Here is a 16272-nt window from a genome sequence, read left to right as displayed (position 1 = left end):
TGCTCACTCTTACTTGTGCTCGGGCGGGTTGATCCGCGACGTCTCGATCGCGGAGGCGGAGGTGCCCCACTTCTTGAGGATCCGGGCGTATGTGCCGTCCTGGATCAGCTCGTTGACGGCGGCCTGGAACGCCTTGGTGAGCGGGGAGCCCTTCTTGAAGGCGAAGCCGACGTCGAGGCGGTGGAACTCGCCGAGGAAGGTGGTCCGGGAGGCGGGCTGGGCCGCCTGGTGGCGCAGGCCGTTGATGGTCGACATGATCACGTCGATCCGGCCCTGCTGGAGCGCGGTGAGCGTCGCCGCGTTCTCCGAGTAGACCTTCACGTCGTACGGCTTCTTGCCCGCCTCGGCGCACACCCCCTTCTGTGCGGTGAGGGTCGTCTCGAAGGTGGTGCCGGCGCCGGTGCCGATGGTCAGCCCGCACAGCTGGGTGAGGTCGGTGACCTTCTTGCCGAGCGCGGTGTTGCCCTTCTTCACCGCGAAGCCCTGGCCGTCGTTGATGTAGGTGACGAAGTCGATGGTCTTCAGACGTTCGGTGGTGACGCCGAAGTTGCCCGTACCGAAGTCGTACTTTCCGCTGCCGAGGGCAGGCAGGATCGTCTCGAAGGAGGCGTCCTGCCGCTCCAGTTCGACGCCGAGCACCTTGGCCACCGCGTCGGCGATGTCGATGTCCTGGCCGGCGGGCGCCTTGTCCGAGCCGTTCGGGTAGTACGCCCCTGGCGGAAACCCGACCGAACTGCCCACCCGCAGCGTGCCGGACCTGCGTACGTCGGCGGGCAGCAGCGCGGCGACGGAGTCCACCTTGCGTACGGCGGCGACCGGGTCGTCGGTCGGCACGGGAGAGCCCTGCGCCCCCACCGCGGCCGTGCCGTCGGTGTCACCGGAGCCGCAGGCGGTCAGCGCCAGCAGCGGCAGCAGCAGCGCGAGGGCGGCGGCGCTGCGCAGGCGGCTTCTGATCCCGGGGAGATTCACGGGGCAATGACCTTTCCTGTGCTGAGGTGCTTCTCGAACGGCAGCGGGCCGATGGTTTCCGGATCGGCCTCCGTGTCGAACAGCGGTGTGTACCCGGTGGCCAGGTACAGACCGCGGGCTTCGGGCTGGCGCGGGCCGGTGGTCAGGTAGATCCGCCGGTAGCGGCGCGTGCTCGCCTCTCGCTCCAGCTCGGCGACCACGCGTCGGGCGAGACCACGCCGCCGGTGCGCGGAATGCGTCCAGATCCGTTTCAGTTCGGCGGTCGTCGCGTCGTACCGGCGGAAGGCTCCGCCCGCGACCGGCTCGCCGCGCTCCAGCAGCAGGAGGAGCAGTCCGCCGTACGACGGGGTGAACTCCTCGTCGGGGTAGCGGGCGATCTCGGCATGGGCGTCCTTGCCGTAGCGCATTGAGTACTCGTGGCCGAGTTCGCGCAGCATGGGGCTCACACGCGGGTCGGAGACCGGGACGTGAACGACCGTCAAGTCCGATGCCGCTGAAGGCGGTTCGGCTACGGAGGTCATTCGCCCACCGCCGCGAGGGTCTGCGGGCCGCGCGCCGCCCGCTCGGCGTCGCGCTTGGCGACCTCTTCGCGGACGATCGGGATCACGTACCGGCCGAAGTCGACGGCGTCGCCCAGCAGGTCGTAGCCGCGGGCCGAGAGGATGTCGACGCCGAGGTCGTAGTAGTCGAGCAGTGCCTGGGCGACCGTCTCCGGGGTGCCCACCAGTGCGTTGGAGTTGCCCGCGCCTCCGGTCGCGGCGGCGGTCGGGGTCCACAGGGCGCGGTCGTAGCGCTCCCCCGCCTCGGCGATGGCGATGAGGCGCTGCGAGCCGCTGTTTTCCGGAGCGCCGCTGCGGTGATGCCGTACGAGACCGGCCTCGCGGCGTTCCCGGATGGCGCCGACCGTGCGGTGGGCCTTCTCCCAGGCCAGGTCCTCGGTCGGGGCGATGATCGGGCGGAACGCCACCTGGATACGGGGCACGTCGGTGCGGCCCGCGGCCTTCGCGGCGGCCTTCACGTTCTCGATCTGCTCGGCGGTCTTCGCCAGGGGCTCGCCCCACAGGCAGTAGATGTCGGCCTCGGCGCCCCCGGCGGCGTACGCGGCAGGTGACGAGCCGCCGAACGAGACGTTCGGGCGGGGCTGTTGGACCGGGAAGACGTCGCTGACGAAGTCGTGGAAGCGGTAGTACTCGCCCTCGTGGTCGAAGGCCTCGTGGGTGGTCCAGATCTTCTTGACGATCCGGATGTACTCGCGGGTGCGGGCGTAGCGCTCGTCCTTGGTGAGGGTGTCCCCTTCGCGGCCCTGCTCGTGGTCGTTGCCGCCGGTGATGAAGTGCACCGTCAGCCGGCCCTCGCTGATCTGGTCGAGGGTGGCGAACGTCTTGGCGGCGTAGGTGGGGTAGGAGACGTTGGGCCGGTGGGCGAGCAGAATCTGGAGGCGGTCGAGGCGGCTCGCGATGTACGCGGCGGCCGGCGCCGGATCCGGCGATCCGGAGCCGTAGGCGAACAGCACCCGGTCCCAGCCGTGGTCCTCGTGCGCCCGGGCGAGCCGGAGCGTGTACTGCTTGTCGAAGGCGGCGCCGGAGCGCGGTGTGGTTTCGGAGCCGTCGTTGGTGGCGGCGATGCCGAGGAATTCCACGGGCATGGGAGTGGCCTTTCGGAAGCGACCGCACGCAGGCATGACGGAACGGCCGTGCGTGCAGGCATGAGTGACTGTCCGTCAGAAAGACGAGTCGGTACGGGCGTGACGACGCCGGGCGTCGGGAGAAGCAGTGGTGCGGCAGCGCGCGTAAAGAGACAACTCGGCCCGCGACGGGGTCACCGAGGGAGGGAAGGGCCGGTCAGACGGCCCGCTGCCGAGTCAGGCGCAACACGCCGCGGACCACACCCGACCGAAGTCGATGTGGTCGCGCGAGACCAAGCGCTGCTGGGCGTTCATGCGATCAATTGAGCAGTACATCGTGCTCCTCGTCAAGCGGCACCCGGATGCCGGACCGCCTCGACCAGCCCTCATCCACGCGTTGTTGACATATCCGTGCTGTGGGCACATACGATCGACGACGGACCGGCTCCGCCCTGCGCGGCAGCCTCTCCGGCCGCGTTGAGGGACGTGGCGAATGTGACGACGCCGAGCCCCGGCCGCACCGTACCCGCGTAGCGCCTGTGCCGCTGCGCACCTCCACGAGTGCCACCGGGTGGTCACCCACGCCAGCGACTCCCTCCCCCGGAGAGCCTCCCGATGGTCACGCCTTCAGATGTCACATCAGCCCCTGCCACAAAGCCCCCGGAGCGGGCCGGCGCCCCCGGACCCGATCTGCCACGGATCGTGCCGCGCCGGCACATCGGCCGCTGGGCGACGGCTGCCGCCGCGCTGCTGGTCTTCGCGATGGTGCTCAACTCCGTGGTCCGCAACGAGGCCTTCCAATGGGACGTGGTGGGCCGGTACTTCACCACCGCCGCCGTGCTCGACGGACTGCTGCTGACCCTGTGGCTGACCGGTGCGGTGATGGTGCTCGGTTTCCTGCTGGGCACCGTGCTGGCGGTGATGCGGCTGTCCGCCAATCCGGTGCTGCGCACGCTGAGTTGGGGCTATGTGTGGATCTTCCGGTCCACTCCGCTGCTGGTGCAGCTGCTGTTCTGGTTCAACATCGGCGCCCTGTATCCGACGCTCGGTCTCGGCATCCCGTTCGGCCCGGAGTTCGTCACCGTCAAGACGGTGAACCTGCTCGGCCCCACCCTCACCGCCGTCATCGGCCTGACCCTGCACGAAACCGCCTATGCCGCGGAGGTGGTGCGCGGCGGCATCCTCTCCGTCGACTCCGGCCAGACCGAGGCCGCGCAGGCACTCGGCCTGAGCAGGCGCCGTACCCTGCGCCGGATCGTCGTTCCCCAGGCGATGCGCTCCATCGTGCCGACCGCCGGGAACATGCTGATCGGCACCCTCAAGGGCACCAGCATCGTCAGCGTGCTGGCCGTGCACGACCTGCTGTATTCGGCGCAGCTGATCTACAACCAGACGTACCAGGTCATCCCGTTGCTGATGGTCGCCACGCTCTGGTACATCGCGGTCACGAGCGTGCTGAGCACGGGTCAGTACTACGTCGAGCGGCACTACGCGCGCGGCAACTCCCGCGCGCTGCCGCCCACTCCACTGCAGCGGCTGCGCGGTCGCCTGGCCACCGTACGCACGCGGCTGGGCGCGGCAACGGCCCCCGACGCCGGCTCCACGATCGGCGGTGACCGGTGAGCAGCACTCCCTCCACGGCCGTCCTGGTCGTCGTCGGTGCGGGTCCACGCGCCACCGGTCTGCTGGAGCGGATCGCCGCCAATGCCCCCGAACTGTGGGACGGCAGACGGGAGTTGCATATCCACCTGGTGGATCCGCACCCGCCAGGGCCGGGCCGGATCTGGCGGCGCGAGCAGTCGCCGCTGCTGCGGATGAACTCCATGGCCGAGGACGTCACCATGTTCACCGACGAGTCGTCCACGATCGAGGGCCCGGTGCGGCCGGGCCCCTCGCTGGCCGAGTGGGCCGCCCGGTTCGGGAACCCGCATGAGCGGGGCGGCCCTCATGACCAGGGGGTGTCCCCACCGCCGGCCGACCCGGACGTACTGGCCGAACTCCGCACGCTCGCAGGGACCGACTTCCCCACCCGCCGCGCCCAGAGCGCCTACCTGAACTGGGTCTTCCGCAATGCACTGGCCGAGCTGCCGCCCTCGGTCACCGTCGAATGGCACCGCACCACCGCGACCGCCGTCACCGGTCCCCCCGACGGACCTCAGCACGTGCACCTGGCCGGCCACGCCACCCCGCTCACCGCCGACCTGGTGGTGCTCGCCCAGGGCCACCTGGGGTCCGCCCCCACCGCCGAGCACCACGCCCACGCCGCCTTCGCCCGCCGCCACAGCCGCTTCCACCTTCCACCGGACTTCTCCGCCGACGCCGACCTGTCAGGACTGCGGCCCGGCGAACACGTCATCCTGCGCGGCTTCGGGCTGGCCTTCATCGACCTGATGGCGATGCTCACCGAGGGCCGCGGCGGCACCTACCGCACCGAACCCGACGGCACCCTCACCTACCTCCCTTCCGGCCGCGAACCCGTCATCCACGTCGGATCACGGCGCGGGGTGCCGTACCACTCCAAGACCCGCTACCGGCTCCAGGGCCCCCGTCCCCCGCTGCCGCGCCACTTCGGCCCCGAGGCGGTCGACGCGCTGCTCGCCGAGAACCGCCTCCTGGACCTGCGCCGCGACGTGTGGCCGCTGATGGCCAAGGAGATCGGCTTCGGCCACTACCACGAACTGTTCCATGCCCACCCCGGGCGAACGGCCGTCCCCTGGCCGGACTTCGCCGCCGCCTACGGCCAACTCGACTGGTACGCCGACGACATGGCCGACCTCGTCGCCACGGCCGTGCCTGACCCGGCGGACCGACTGGACTTCGAGGCCCTCGACCACCCGCTGGACGGCCTCACCTTCCCGACGCCGGACGCCTTCCAGGACCACCTGCGCGGCCACATCGCCCAGGACGTCGCCCGCCGCGAGGACCCGGAGTTCAGCGCCGACCTCGGAGCGTTCCTCGCCCTGCTCTCCGTCTACGGCCAGCTGCCCCGCCTCGTCGCCTCCGGTCGGCTCACCGCCCGTTCGGTCGCCGACGATCTCGACGGTTGGTGGCACGGTTTCTTCAGCTTCCTCGCCTCCGGCCCGCCCGGCTTCCGCCTGCGCCAACTCCTCGCGCTGTCCCGGGCCGGCGTCGTCCACTTCGTCGGCGCGGGCATCCGGATCGGCACCGACGAAGCCACGGGTACGTTCACCGCGACCAGCCCCACCGTGCCCGGCCGTTCGGTCCGCGCCACGGCGCTGATCGAGGCGTACCTGCCCGGCCCTTCCCTGGCCCGTAGCGAGGACCCGCTCCTGCGTGGCCTGTACCGGGAAGGCGCGCTCGCCGAGGAGGTCGTCGCCGACCCCGTCCACACCCATCGCTCCGGCCTCCTGACCGTCTCTCCCGCCGACAGCCACGTCATCGACCCCGCCTTCGGCGGTCCTCACCCTCGCCGTATCGCTCTCGGCGCCCCCACCAACAGCCGGGCCGTCGCCGCCTTCGCCCGCCCCCGCACCGACGCCCCCGCCTTCCGGCAGAACGACGCGGTGGCCCGAGCGCTCCTGCGCGCCCTGAGCACCACCGAGGCCGAGACGGCGCCGCCTCCGGGGGACGGACGACCCATCAGGGTGTGAGCTCCTTCAGGGGCGTGAACCCTTTCACACTTTTCCTATTGGATTACTAGGGAAGTCTTGACGGTGCCCGGCGAGGATGCGCAGGATGAGATCCACTGCGCCTGACGGCCCGACACACTCCTGATGGGCGACGCCGCGTAGAGCGGTGCCGACGTCATCCGCAACGCCGCGCTCTGCGGCCGACCTCGAGGAGACCACTGCCATGGGCGTTGCCTCTGCGCCGTCCCGCCCCGTCTCGCCATCCGACCGGACAGGGCCCGACCGTGCGCACTGGCTGCGCGTGGCCCGCGAGGCGGCGGACGACCTGGCCACGGATGCGGTGACCAGGGAGCAGGCAGGCAAGGCCCCGCTCGACGAGGTGTCCCGGCTGCGCGAGGCGGGACTGCTGACGCTCCTGATACCGGCCGAGTCCGGGGGAGGCGGCGCGGACTGGCCCACGGCCTACGCCGTTGTCCGGGAGATCGCCGCGGCCGACGGTGCGATCGGTCAACTGCTCGGCTGTCATTACTTCATGTCGTGGAGCGCCCGGTTCCTGTCCGGCCCGGCTCTCGCCGCGCAGCTCGGGAAGCGGTCCGCGGCGGAGCAGTGGTGCTGGGGTGGTGGTTTCGCCCGTCAGGAACTGCCTCTGACGCTGGCCGGGACAGCCGACGGCCAGGTGCTCGACGGTCGGCAGAGCTATGCCACCGGGGTCCTGGTCGCCGACCGCCTCGCCGTGCGGGCCGTGCGGGCCGACACCGGCGAACCACTCGCGGTCGTTGTCGATCCCGCCCATCACGGTGTGCGGATCGACGCCGACGCCGATGTCTTCGGTCAGCGGCTCGCGGCCGGCGGGAGTGTGGAGTTCGACGCCGTACCGGTCGCCGCCGACGACGTACTCGGCTCCTTGTCCGCGGACGAGGACATCCTGTCGCCCCTGGCCGCCCTGGCATCTCCGGTCGGACGTCTCGTCTCCGTCCAGCTTCTTCTCGGCATGGCCGAGGGAGTGCTCGCCGAAGCCCGCGAGTACAGCAGGACGGGCCACGCACCCTGGCACCCCGCCTGGCCGGTCGGCACTCCCCACGACCCGCAGATGCTGACTGCCTACGGAGAACTCACCGTCCTCACCCGCTCCGCGTCCGCGCTCACCGATCAAGCACTGGACGCCGTGCACGGCGGGCTGGCACGCGGCGAAGACCTCACCTACGACGAGTACGCGGACATCTCCGTCCTCGTGGCCATGGCCGAAGCCGCCGCGTCCAGGGCCGTACAGGAGTCGACCACCCGCGCCCTCGACATCATCGGCGCCCGCTCCGCCTCCTCGCGGCTGGGCTTCGACCGCTTCTGGCGCAATGCCCGGACCCACACCCTGTACGAGCCCGTCGGTCACCGGCTCCGCGACGTCGGCGACTATTTCCTCAACGGTGCCCACCCTCCGTTCGTCCTGCCCGCCTGACCGGAGGCGGTGACGTCAGGGAGACGACGAGCCTGGGTAAACCCCTGACACACTGGACCGTTTACCCGTGATCTCAATAATCGAGATCGCATAGTCCGCCATGTGAACACCCCCTTGGGGTGGAGGCCTTCTTCTGCCACGATCCCCATCAACCAGGTAGGAAAACTAGGGATCTGTGGGGTGGCCATGAGAACGCTCAATCGCGCAGACCGGTCGCTACCCCTGCTGACCTCGCGTCGCCACATCGACCTCGGCCGTACGTCCAGCGCCATCTGTCGGCCCGCCTGAGCCCGTCCGGCCTCCCTTTCTCGGCTTCTCAGCCCGCTGCGGCATTCCTGCCGCCCAGGGCTGGCGAGTGGAGTGCCGGTGCGTGCCAACTGCCGCTTCACGCCTGGCGTTTCCGTACCTCCCTGATCGCCCATTCCCTGAGAGGACACCTCCGTGTCTGCCGCAAGACCAGTCACCACCCTGCGCACCATCGCCGTCATAGCCGCGCTCCCCCTCCTCCTGACCGCCTGCGGCTACGGTTCCGACGCCACTGACGACGGCAAGCAGACCGAGGTGGCGGCGGATGCCAAGAAGCTCTCCGCCGACGAAGTGAAGATCGGCTACTTCCCCAACCTCACGCACGCCACCGCTCTCGTAGGCAATGAGAAGGGCTTCTTCCAGAAGGAGTTGGGCGGTACGAAAGCCCAGTACTCGACCTTCAACGCGGGCCCCTCCGAGATCGAGGCGCTCAACTCCGGCTCCATCGACATCGGCTGGATCGGCCCCTCCCCGGCGATCAACGGCTACACCAAGTCGAACGGCAAGAACCTGCACATCATCGGCGGTTCGGCCTCCGGCGGTGTGAAGCTCGTCGTCAACCCGGACAAGATCAAGACCTTGGACGACGTCAAGGGCAAGAAGATCGCCACGCCGCAGCTCGGCAACACCCAGGACGTCGCGTTCCTCAACTGGATCGCGGAGAAGGGCTGGACGGTCGACGCGGAGAGCGGCCAGGGCGACGTCTCAGTGGTCCGCACGGACAACAAGGTCACCCCGGACGCCTACAAGTCGGGCTCGATCGACGGCGCCTGGGTACCGGAGCCGACCGCGTCCAAGCTGGTCGCCGAGGGCGGCAAGGTACTGCTCGACGAGGCCGACCTGTGGCCGGACAAGAAGTTCGTGATCACCAACATCATCGTGTCGCAGAAGTTCCTGAAGGAGCACCCTGACGTCGTCGAGGCCGTGCTGCGCGGCTCGGTGAAGACGAATGAGTGGATCAACGCCAACCCGGAGAAGGCCAAGGCGTCCGCCAACGAGGCGCTCAAGGCGGAGTCCGGCAAGGCGCTGCCCGCCGAGGTCATCGACCCGGCCTGGAAGTCCATCACCTTCCTCGACGACCCGCTGGCCTCGACCCTCGGCACCGAGGCGGACCACGCGGTGAAGGCCGGCCTGCTGGAGAAGCCCGACCTGAAGGGCATCTACGACCTCACGCCGCTCAACAAGGTCCTCAAGGCCGAGGGCAAGGACGAGGTCGACGACGCCGGTCTCGGCGCCGAGTAACGACAACCGGACACCGGACCCGATGAGTTCCCAGGAGGTGACGACCATGGCCACCGCGATCACCAAGGCCGCCGAGGACGCCACGGCGGTGACACACGCCGCCCGGATCGAGCACGTCTCGAAGTCCTTCCCCGCACCGGGCACCCCCGGCGGACAGCAACTCGTGCTGGACGACATCACACTCGATGTCGCACCGGGCGAGTTCGTCACCCTCCTGGGGGCCTCCGGCTGCGGCAAGTCCACGCTGCTCAACCTGGTCGCGGGCCTTGACCTGCCGTCCGCCGGCTCGATCGGCACGGACGGCAGGCCCGCCCTGATGTTCCAGGAGCACGCACTGTTCCCGTGGCTGACCGCGGGCAAGAACATCGAGCTCGCGCTGAAGCTGCGCGGGGTCGCGGGGCCGGAGCGCCGGCAGGAGGCGGAACGGCTGCTGGAACTCGTACGGCTGCAGGGCGCGCACCGCAAGCGGGTGCACGAACTGTCGGGCGGTATGCGGCAACGCGTCGCCCTGGCCCGTGCGCTGGCCCAGGACAGCCGACTGCTGCTGATGGACGAGCCGTTCGCGGCGCTGGACGCCATCACCCGGGACGTGCTGCACGACGAGCTGACCCGTATCTGGCGTGAGACCGGAGTGTCGGTGCTGTTCGTGACGCACAACGTGCGGGAGGCGGTGCGGCTGGCGCAGCGGGTGGTGCTGTTGTCCTCCCGCCCGGGTCGTATCGCGCGGGAGTGGACGGTCGGCATTCCGCAGCCACGCCGTATCGAGGACAGCGCGGTCGCCGAGCTGTCCGTCGAGATCACCGAAGAACTGCGTGGGGAGATCCGCCGCCATGGCCAGCACTGACAACGGCGTCGAAACCAAGGTCGAAATCAGGACCGACGACGCCGTCGAGTTCAAGAAGGACGGCTCCCCGGCAGCCGAGGAGCCCCAGGACCCGAACGATCTGGCGGGACTTGAGGCCGGGCTCGACGCACTGGACTCGGTGCAGGCCGGGCGTACTCCGCTCCGCGAAACCCTCAGGCGCAAAGTCCTGCCGCCTGTCACCGCCGTCGCACTGGTGCTGGTGGTCTGGCAGCTGCTGGTGTGGGCCGACGCCGCCCCCGACTACAAGCTGCCCTCGCCGTCCGCGGTGTGGGACGAGGTGACCGAAGCCTGGCTGCAGGGCACCCTCCTCGACTACATCTGGACCAGCGTCTCGCGCGGTCTGCTCGGCTTCCTGATGGCACTGGCCATCGGGACGCCGCTCGGCCTGCTGGTCGCCCGGGTGAGATTCGTCCGGGCGGCCATCGGCCCCATCCTGTCCGGTCTGCAGTCGCTGCCGTCGGTGGCCTGGGTGCCCCCCGCCGTGCTCTGGCTGGGCCTCAACAACTCGATGATGTACGCCGTGATCCTGCTCGGCGCGGTCCCGTCCATCGCCAACGGCCTCGTCGCGGGCATCGACCAGATCCCGCCGCTGTTCCTGCGCGCCGGGCGGACACTGGGCGCGACCGGGCTGCGCGAGGCCTGGCACATCGTGATGCCGGGGGCACTGCCCGGCTATCTGGCCGGCCTCAAGCAGGGCTGGGCGTTCTCCTGGCGGTCACTGATGGCCGCCGAGATCATCGCCTCCTCGCCCGAACTCGGCGTCGGTCTCGGCCAGTTGCTGGAGAACGGGCGCAACAACAGCAGCATGTCGCAGGTGTTCCTGGCCATCTTCCTGATCCTGCTCGTCGGTATCGCCATCGACCTGCTGCTCTTCAGCCCGCTGGAGCGGCGGGTGCTGCGCAGCCGTGGCCTGCTGGTCCCCCGCTGAACGAACGGACATCGAGCAGCACCGGCCTCCTGCCAGGGGCATCGCCCCACGGCCGAGCCGGTGCTGCTGTGTACGCCGTCCCACCTGAACGGCCGATCATCGACGCGGGATACGGCCCGGCGGCCCGGCACGCTGACTCAGGGAAGAGAGGGAAGAGTCAGACTCTGGCCGTCGAGCCCTCTCGCCGTCTTATCCGGACGCACGCTCGTATTCGGGGCGGCCAGCCGGTCGGCCGGTGCGGCGGGAGCGGGCCAGCGCCAGCCCGCCGATGACCATGGCGATCAGCCCCAGCACCAGGGCCGCGGCGCCGCCGACCACTCCGTTGCCGGTGCCGGGACCGCCGTCGGCGACGGCCAGATTCAGCGCGCCGATGACCATGCCGGTCAGGCCCGCCACCAGGGCCACGATGACCCGCCTCTTCCCATTGCCGTTCCCGGTACGACCGGCGGGGCGGGCCAGAGCCAGCCCGCCGACGACCACACCGGCCAGCGCCACCAGTGCGGCCACGGTGCCCACGAGCCGCCCGCCGGTCATGGTGTAGGCGTCGGCGGCGACCGGCTGGACCGCGGCGTTCGCGGCCGCCGGTGCGGCAAGCCCGACAACTCCGGTCAGGGCGGTTCCGGCCACGGCAAGCACACGTCGAACCGACATGAGGTGCTCCTTTTCCTGTTCCTGCTACGACTTGATGTCGTCCGAGCATGTCCGCCGGACCCACCGCAAGTCGTCCAGCAGACGCAGGCACTTTGCGCTGCCGCCGATGGCGCACACGGCTACCGCGGACGCTGCAGAAGCCGCGCAGGTACCGCAGGCGCGGTAGTCGACTGCTCGTCCGCGAGCGGGACTCGCCCGCGACGGCATCGGGCTAGGGTGCGCGCATGGACCCAAGACGGCTCGGTGTCCCAGCCGGCGTCAGTGACTGGGTGATCGCCGTCGGCGTGGCGGCGGCGCTGCTGGTCACCGGGCTGTCCGGGCAGGACTCCGCCACGAGCCTCGACGTGCTCGGCCATGCGCTGCTGGCGGCCGGCGGCCTGGCGCTGGCCGCGCGCCGCCGCGCTCCGATTCCCGTCCTGGCCGTCACCGGGCTGTGCGCGGTGGGCTACCAGGCGGCCGGTTTCGACGTGCCTGCCGTCGCGTACCTGTTCGCGGTGTACGCGGCCGTGCGAGCCGGACACCGCACGATCACGATGGTGGCGAGTGTGGCCATGCTGGCCGCTCTCCCTCTCGCGGCCCTGGCCTCGGGCCTGCACGACACGGGCGAGGCGTTCACACAGGCCCGGGGCGCCCTCGAGCTGGCCTGGCTGATCGCCGCCGGCGCCGCGGGGGAAGCGCTGCGGCAGGCCGAGCGGCGGGCGGACGAAGCCGAGCGCACCCGGGAGGAGACCGCACGGCGCCGCGCCGATGAGGAGCGGCTGCACATCGCGCGCGAGCTGCACGATTCGCTCACCCACCAGATCTCGATCATCAAGTTGCAGGCCGAAGTCGCCGTCCATGTGGCCCGCAGGCGCGGCGAATCGGTGCCGGAGACGCTGCTGGCGATCCAGGAGGCCGGACGTGAGGCGAGCCGGGAGCTGCGCGCGACCCTGGAGGCGCTGCGCGACGACGACACAGCCCCGCCACGCGGGCTCGATCACATCCCGGAACTGGTGGAGCGGGCCGGCAGGGCCGGCCTGGAGGCGACGCTGACGATCGAAGGACAGCGGCACGAGGTGCCGGCCGCGGTGGGCCGGACCGCCTACCGGATCGTTCAGGAATCGCTGACCAACATCGCCCGGCACGCCTCCGCCGCCACGGCGTCGGTCCGGATCGACTACCGGCCGGACGCCCTCGCCATACAGGTCGATGACGACGGCAAGGCCACGCCGGACACCGCCCTGACGCCCGGTATCGGGCTGCTCGGCATGCGTGAACGCGTCACCGCGCTCGGCGGCCGGCTGCGCGCCGAACCGCGCGGCGAGCACGGCTTCACCGTCCAGGCCGAACTCCCCGTGGACCAGACGTCATGATCCGCGTCCTGCTGGTCGACGACCAGCCGCTCATTCGCAGCGGATTCCGCGCGCTCCTCGACCTCGAAGACGACATCGAGGTGGTGGCCGAGGCCGCCGACGGGAAGGCGGGCCTGGAGCTCGCCAGGGAACACCTGCCCGACATCGTGCTCATCGACATCCAGATGCCGGTCGTCGACGGCATCGAGGCGACCCGGCGCATCGCCGCCGACCCGGCCCTGGCCCAGGTGCACGTCGTCATCCTGACCAACTACGGCCTGGACGAATACGTCTTCCACGCGCTGCGCGCCGGCGCCGCCGGATTCCTGGTCAAGGACATCGTGCCGGAAGACCTCCTGCACGCGGTACGCGTCGCCGCGCGGGGGGACGCCCTGCTCGCACCGTCGATCACCCGCAAGCTGATCAACCGGTACGTCACCCAGCCCCTCCCCACCGACACCGGTACGGCGCTGGAAGGGCTGACCAGCCGCGAACGTGAGGCCGTCGCCCTGGTCGCGCAGGGACTGTCCAACGACCAGATCGCCGACCGCATGGTGATCAGCCCGATGACCGCGAAAACCCATGTCAACCGGGCCATGGCCAAGCTCCACGCCCGTGACCGCGCTCAACTCGTGGTCCTCGCCTACGAATCCGGCCTGGTGACTCCGCGCAACTCCTGACATCCACGGGCGGGCTTCGCAGACGTGTCGAGCGGCGATCCCGGGCTACCGGTCGGACATGGGCAGGATTCTGGTCGGCACATGTTCCTGGACGGATCCGGCACTGATGTCCAGTGGCTGGTACCCGCCCGGGCGGCGGGACGCGGCGGGGCGGCTGCAGTACTACGCGGAACAGTTCCCCCTGGTGGAGGTGGACGCCACTTACTACGGCCTGCCCAGAGAGCGCAACAGCGGTCTGTGGGCGGAGCGGACACCGAACGGCTTCCGGTTCGACGTAAAGGCCTTTTCGCTGCTCACGGGGCATCGGACACGCGCCGCAGCCCTGCCCGTCGATCTGCAGGAGGCCCACGCCCGAGACGCCACGGAGCCCGGGCTGCTGGACGAGGTGTGGCAGCGGTTCGCCACGGCGCTCGAACCGCTGCGGCGGGCCGGACGGCTGGGCACCGTACTGTTCCAGTTTCCGCCCTGGTTCAGGCCCGGTGCCCGCGCCGAAGCCGTCCTGCACCAGTGCGCGCAGCGCACGGAAGGGTGGCCGGTCGCCGTGGAGTTCCGGCATCCCGAGTGGTGGCGGGCGGAACGGCGGGACGCGTCCTCACAGTTGCTCGCACGGCTGGGCATGAGCGCTGTGGCTGTGGACATGGCGCAGTCGGTGCCCGACGCGGTCCCTCCGGTCACCACCGTCACCACGCCCCGGCTGGCGGTCGCACGCTTTCACGGGCGGAGCCAGTCGTGGGGAATCGGCAGCAAGGAGGACCGGTTCCGGCACACGTACACGACCGACGAACTGGCGGAGTGGTTACCACGGCTGCACTCGATGGCCGGCCGTTGCGACGAACTCCACGTCCTGTTCAACAACTGCTGCGCAGACGCCGCCGTACGCGCCGCCCAGTCGATGCGCCAGTTGCTCACACCTCGGATCGGGCCCTGACCTCCCACGACCGGTGGTCGGGACAGCGCTCGTTCAGCGGGCGGTGTAGCCGCCGTCGACGAGGTGGTAGCTGCCGTGGATGAAGGACGCGCGGTCGGAGAGGAGGAAGGCGACCAGGTCGGCGACCTCCTCGGGGCGGCCCAGGCGGCCGGTGGCGTGCAGGGCGGTGAGGCCGTTGTAGGCGTCCTGGTCCATGGCCTGCAGGGCGGGGGTCTCGATGAAGCCGGGGCCGACGGCGTTGATACGGATGCCCTTGTCGGCGTACTCGAGCGCGGCAGCCTTGGTCAGGCCGAGGACGCCGTGCTTGGCGGCGACGTAGGCCGAGGAGCCCGCCCAGCCGACGGAGCCGAGGATGGACGCGACGTTGACGATGGCGCCCGCACCGGCGGCCTGCATGGCGGGGATCTCGTAGCGCATCGAGTAGAAGACGCCGTCGAGATCGGTGCGCACGACACGGTTCCAGACGTCGATGTCGTACTCGCCGACGGGGGTGCCGTCGGCGCCGATGCCCGCGTTGTTCACGGCCAGGTGCAGGGCGCCGAAGGTGTCGACGGTGAAGCGTACGGCGGCCTCGACCGAGGCGGCGTCGGAGACGTCCACGCGTACGGCGGCCGCCTTGATGCCCTCCGACTTCAGCTGCTCCGCGGCCTCTTCGGCGCCTTCGAGGTTGTAGTCGGCGATGACGACCGCCGCGCCGCTCTGGCCCAGTCGGCGGGCGACGGCGAGGCCGATGCCGGAGGCGGAGCCGGTGACGAAGGCTGTCCTGCCGTCGAACTCGGTGGCGTATTCGGTGGTGCTCATGGTCCCTCTTTCCTTTCGGGGGTGGGGTGGGGGGGGTGGGAGGAAGCTGCGGCCACATCGCGGCCGACGGCTCCGGCCGCCTGTTCGGTGAGGGTGTCGAAGGCGCGGTTCACCCAGGCCGGAAGTCCTGCCGCGCCCTGGTCGTCCTGGTGCTCCTGCCGCGCCCACGTGCGCAGGGCGGCGCTCAGCACCCCGGCGGCGGCCCCAACGACGACGGCGGGGCGCATGTCCTGGCCGGGGTCGGTGCCGAGCCGGTCGGCGATGACCGCGATCGACTCGTCCTGGGCGTCGACCCGGATCCGCTCGTACGCGGCGAACAGCGTCGGTTCGGCGTCTACAAGCCGTAGCAGTTCACGCCACCGCACGTAGGCGCGCTTGCCCAGCGATTCCCGGGCGGCGAGCCACTCCCCCACGGCGTTGCGGTAGGCGATCAGCGGTGGCTCGTCGACGGGGCGTCCCCGCAGAGCGGCGTTGATGCGAGTCCCGTCGGCCCGGGTGAAGTCCAGCGCCGCGTCCTCCTTGCCCTGGAAGTGGCGGCTGAAGGTGCGGCGCGTGACATCGGCGCGCTCGGCGATCGCCTCGACGGTGACGGCCGCGACGCCGTGTTCGAGGATCAGGTCGACGGCCGCGGTGGCCATCGCCTCCCGTGTCTGCCGGGCCTTGCGCTGCCTGCGGTCCTCGGCCGGTGCGCCGGCTGGTATGCCGGTGCCCGGCTCCTTCGCCTTCATGAGTTTCACCGTACACCCATCATGTCCCGTCGGGACACCTGTCCCATTGAGACACGAACATCTCTCGACAGGGAATCTATGCGAGCTACCTTCAATTAGCCACAGCTAGCCCCTCAATTGCCAAGTTTTCAGCAGCACTATTGACACACTCACCCATCTACACTTGTGATGGCTAA

16 protein-coding genes are annotated in these 16272 nt (G+C 70.2%); 10 read left to right on the top strand and 6 right to left on the bottom strand.

Annotated elements, in window-relative coordinates; translation table 11 throughout:
- Nucleotides 1-9 precede the first annotated feature (9 nt).
- From G5C60_RS09050 to G5C60_RS09040, 3 genes are read right to left on the bottom strand one after another with little or no spacing between them, the layout of a single operon-like run.
- Nucleotides 10-969, bottom strand: a complete 960-nt coding sequence (locus G5C60_RS09050) for a transporter substrate-binding domain-containing protein (RefSeq protein WP_165256585.1) — start codon at nt 967-969, stop codon at nt 10-12.
- The gene (locus G5C60_RS09045; RefSeq protein WP_165256583.1) at nt 966-1490 is read right to left on the bottom strand and encodes a GNAT family N-acetyltransferase; all 525 of its coding nucleotides are present in this window, start codon (nt 1488-1490) and stop codon (nt 966-968) included. The genes G5C60_RS09050 and G5C60_RS09045 overlap by 4 nt, the downstream gene beginning before the upstream one ends.
- On the bottom strand, nt 1487-2614 hold the full coding sequence (locus G5C60_RS09040) for an LLM class flavin-dependent oxidoreductase (RefSeq protein WP_165256581.1): 1128 nt from the start codon (nt 2612-2614) through the stop codon (nt 1487-1489). Before G5C60_RS09040 ends, G5C60_RS09045 begins: the two co-directional genes overlap by 4 nt.
- A 594-nt stretch (nt 2615-3208) precedes the next feature.
- Here G5C60_RS09040 and G5C60_RS09035 point away from each other — a divergent pair.
- The 7 genes from G5C60_RS09035 to G5C60_RS09010 all read left to right on the top strand — a co-directional run bounded on the left by G5C60_RS09035 (nt 3209) and on the right by G5C60_RS09010 (nt 10977).
- Nucleotides 3209-4216 (top strand): amino acid ABC transporter permease, encoded by a 1008-nt coding sequence (locus G5C60_RS09035; RefSeq protein WP_165256579.1) that lies wholly within the window; start codon nt 3209-3211, stop codon nt 4214-4216.
- The gene (locus G5C60_RS09030) at nt 4213-6204 is read left to right on the top strand and encodes an FAD/NAD(P)-binding protein (protein ID WP_165256577.1); all 1992 of its coding nucleotides are present in this window, start codon (nt 4213-4215) and stop codon (nt 6202-6204) included. Before G5C60_RS09035 ends, G5C60_RS09030 begins: the two co-directional genes overlap by 4 nt.
- Nucleotides 6205-6406: 202 nt before the next feature.
- Entirely contained in the window at nt 6407-7636 is a 1230-nt protein-coding gene (locus G5C60_RS09025) for an acyl-CoA dehydrogenase family protein (protein ID WP_165256575.1), read from the top strand.
- Nucleotides 7637-7822: 186 nt separating this feature from the next.
- On the top strand, nt 7823-7924 hold the full coding sequence (locus G5C60_RS54000; RefSeq protein WP_346656980.1) for a putative leader peptide: 102 nt from the start codon (nt 7823-7825) through the stop codon (nt 7922-7924).
- Nucleotides 7925-8077: 153 nt separating this feature from the next.
- Nucleotides 8078-9184 carry an aliphatic sulfonate ABC transporter substrate-binding protein gene (locus G5C60_RS09020; protein ID WP_165256573.1) on the top strand — a complete coding sequence of 369 codons (1107 nt, stop codon included), beginning with the start codon at nt 8078-8080 and terminating at the stop codon, nt 9182-9184.
- A 46-nt stretch (nt 9185-9230) separates the two neighbouring features.
- On the top strand, nt 9231-10028 hold the full coding sequence (locus G5C60_RS09015; protein ID WP_206439276.1) for an ABC transporter ATP-binding protein: 798 nt from the start codon (nt 9231-9233) through the stop codon (nt 10026-10028).
- Nucleotides 10015-10977, top strand: a complete 963-nt coding sequence (locus tag G5C60_RS09010) for an ABC transporter permease (protein ID WP_241266615.1) — start codon at nt 10015-10017, stop codon at nt 10975-10977. Before G5C60_RS09015 ends, G5C60_RS09010 begins: the two co-directional genes overlap by 14 nt.
- 189 nt (nt 10978-11166) lie before the next feature.
- On the opposite strand, the gene G5C60_RS09005 is transcribed toward G5C60_RS09010, so the two are convergent.
- Nucleotides 11167-11628: a DUF6223 family protein gene (locus G5C60_RS09005; protein ID WP_165256569.1), complete on the bottom strand. Its 462-nt coding sequence runs from the start codon at nt 11626-11628 to the stop codon at nt 11167-11169.
- 224 nt (nt 11629-11852) lie between these two features.
- Here G5C60_RS09005 and G5C60_RS09000 point away from each other — a divergent pair, with 224 nt between their 5' ends.
- Genes G5C60_RS09000 through G5C60_RS08990 form a run of 3 tightly spaced genes read left to right on the top strand, consistent with a single transcriptional unit; the run spans nt 11853 to nt 14567 of the window.
- A complete protein-coding gene (locus tag G5C60_RS09000; RefSeq protein ID WP_165256567.1) occupies nt 11853-12980 on the top strand; it encodes a sensor histidine kinase in 1128 nt (375 codons plus the stop codon).
- The gene (locus G5C60_RS08995; RefSeq protein WP_165256565.1) at nt 12977-13639 is read left to right on the top strand and encodes a response regulator; all 663 of its coding nucleotides are present in this window, start codon (nt 12977-12979) and stop codon (nt 13637-13639) included. The genes G5C60_RS09000 and G5C60_RS08995 overlap by 4 nt, the downstream gene beginning before the upstream one ends.
- A gap of 58 nt (nt 13640-13697) precedes the next feature.
- Nucleotides 13698-14567: a DUF72 domain-containing protein gene (locus tag G5C60_RS08990; protein WP_165256563.1), complete on the top strand. Its 870-nt coding sequence runs from the start codon at nt 13698-13700 to the stop codon at nt 14565-14567.
- Between the two features lie 33 nt (nt 14568-14600).
- Here G5C60_RS08990 and G5C60_RS08985 read toward each other — a convergent pair whose 3' ends face one another.
- Nucleotides 14601-15368, bottom strand: a complete 768-nt coding sequence (locus G5C60_RS08985) for an SDR family NAD(P)-dependent oxidoreductase (RefSeq protein WP_165256561.1) — start codon at nt 15366-15368, stop codon at nt 14601-14603.
- Nucleotides 15365-16096, bottom strand: coding sequence for a TetR/AcrR family transcriptional regulator (locus G5C60_RS08980; protein WP_165256559.1), 732 nt, complete (start codon nt 16094-16096; stop codon nt 15365-15367). The genes G5C60_RS08985 and G5C60_RS08980 overlap by 4 nt, the downstream gene beginning before the upstream one ends.
- Nucleotides 16097-16272: the final 176 nt, after the last annotated feature.

It is taken from the genome of Streptomyces scabichelini (assembly GCF_011045015.1).
In the GTDB taxonomy this organism is placed as follows: Bacteria; Actinomycetota; Actinomycetes; order Streptomycetales; family Streptomycetaceae; genus Streptomyces; species Streptomyces scabichelini.
This window is presented reverse-complemented; position numbering and strand designations above follow the sequence as displayed.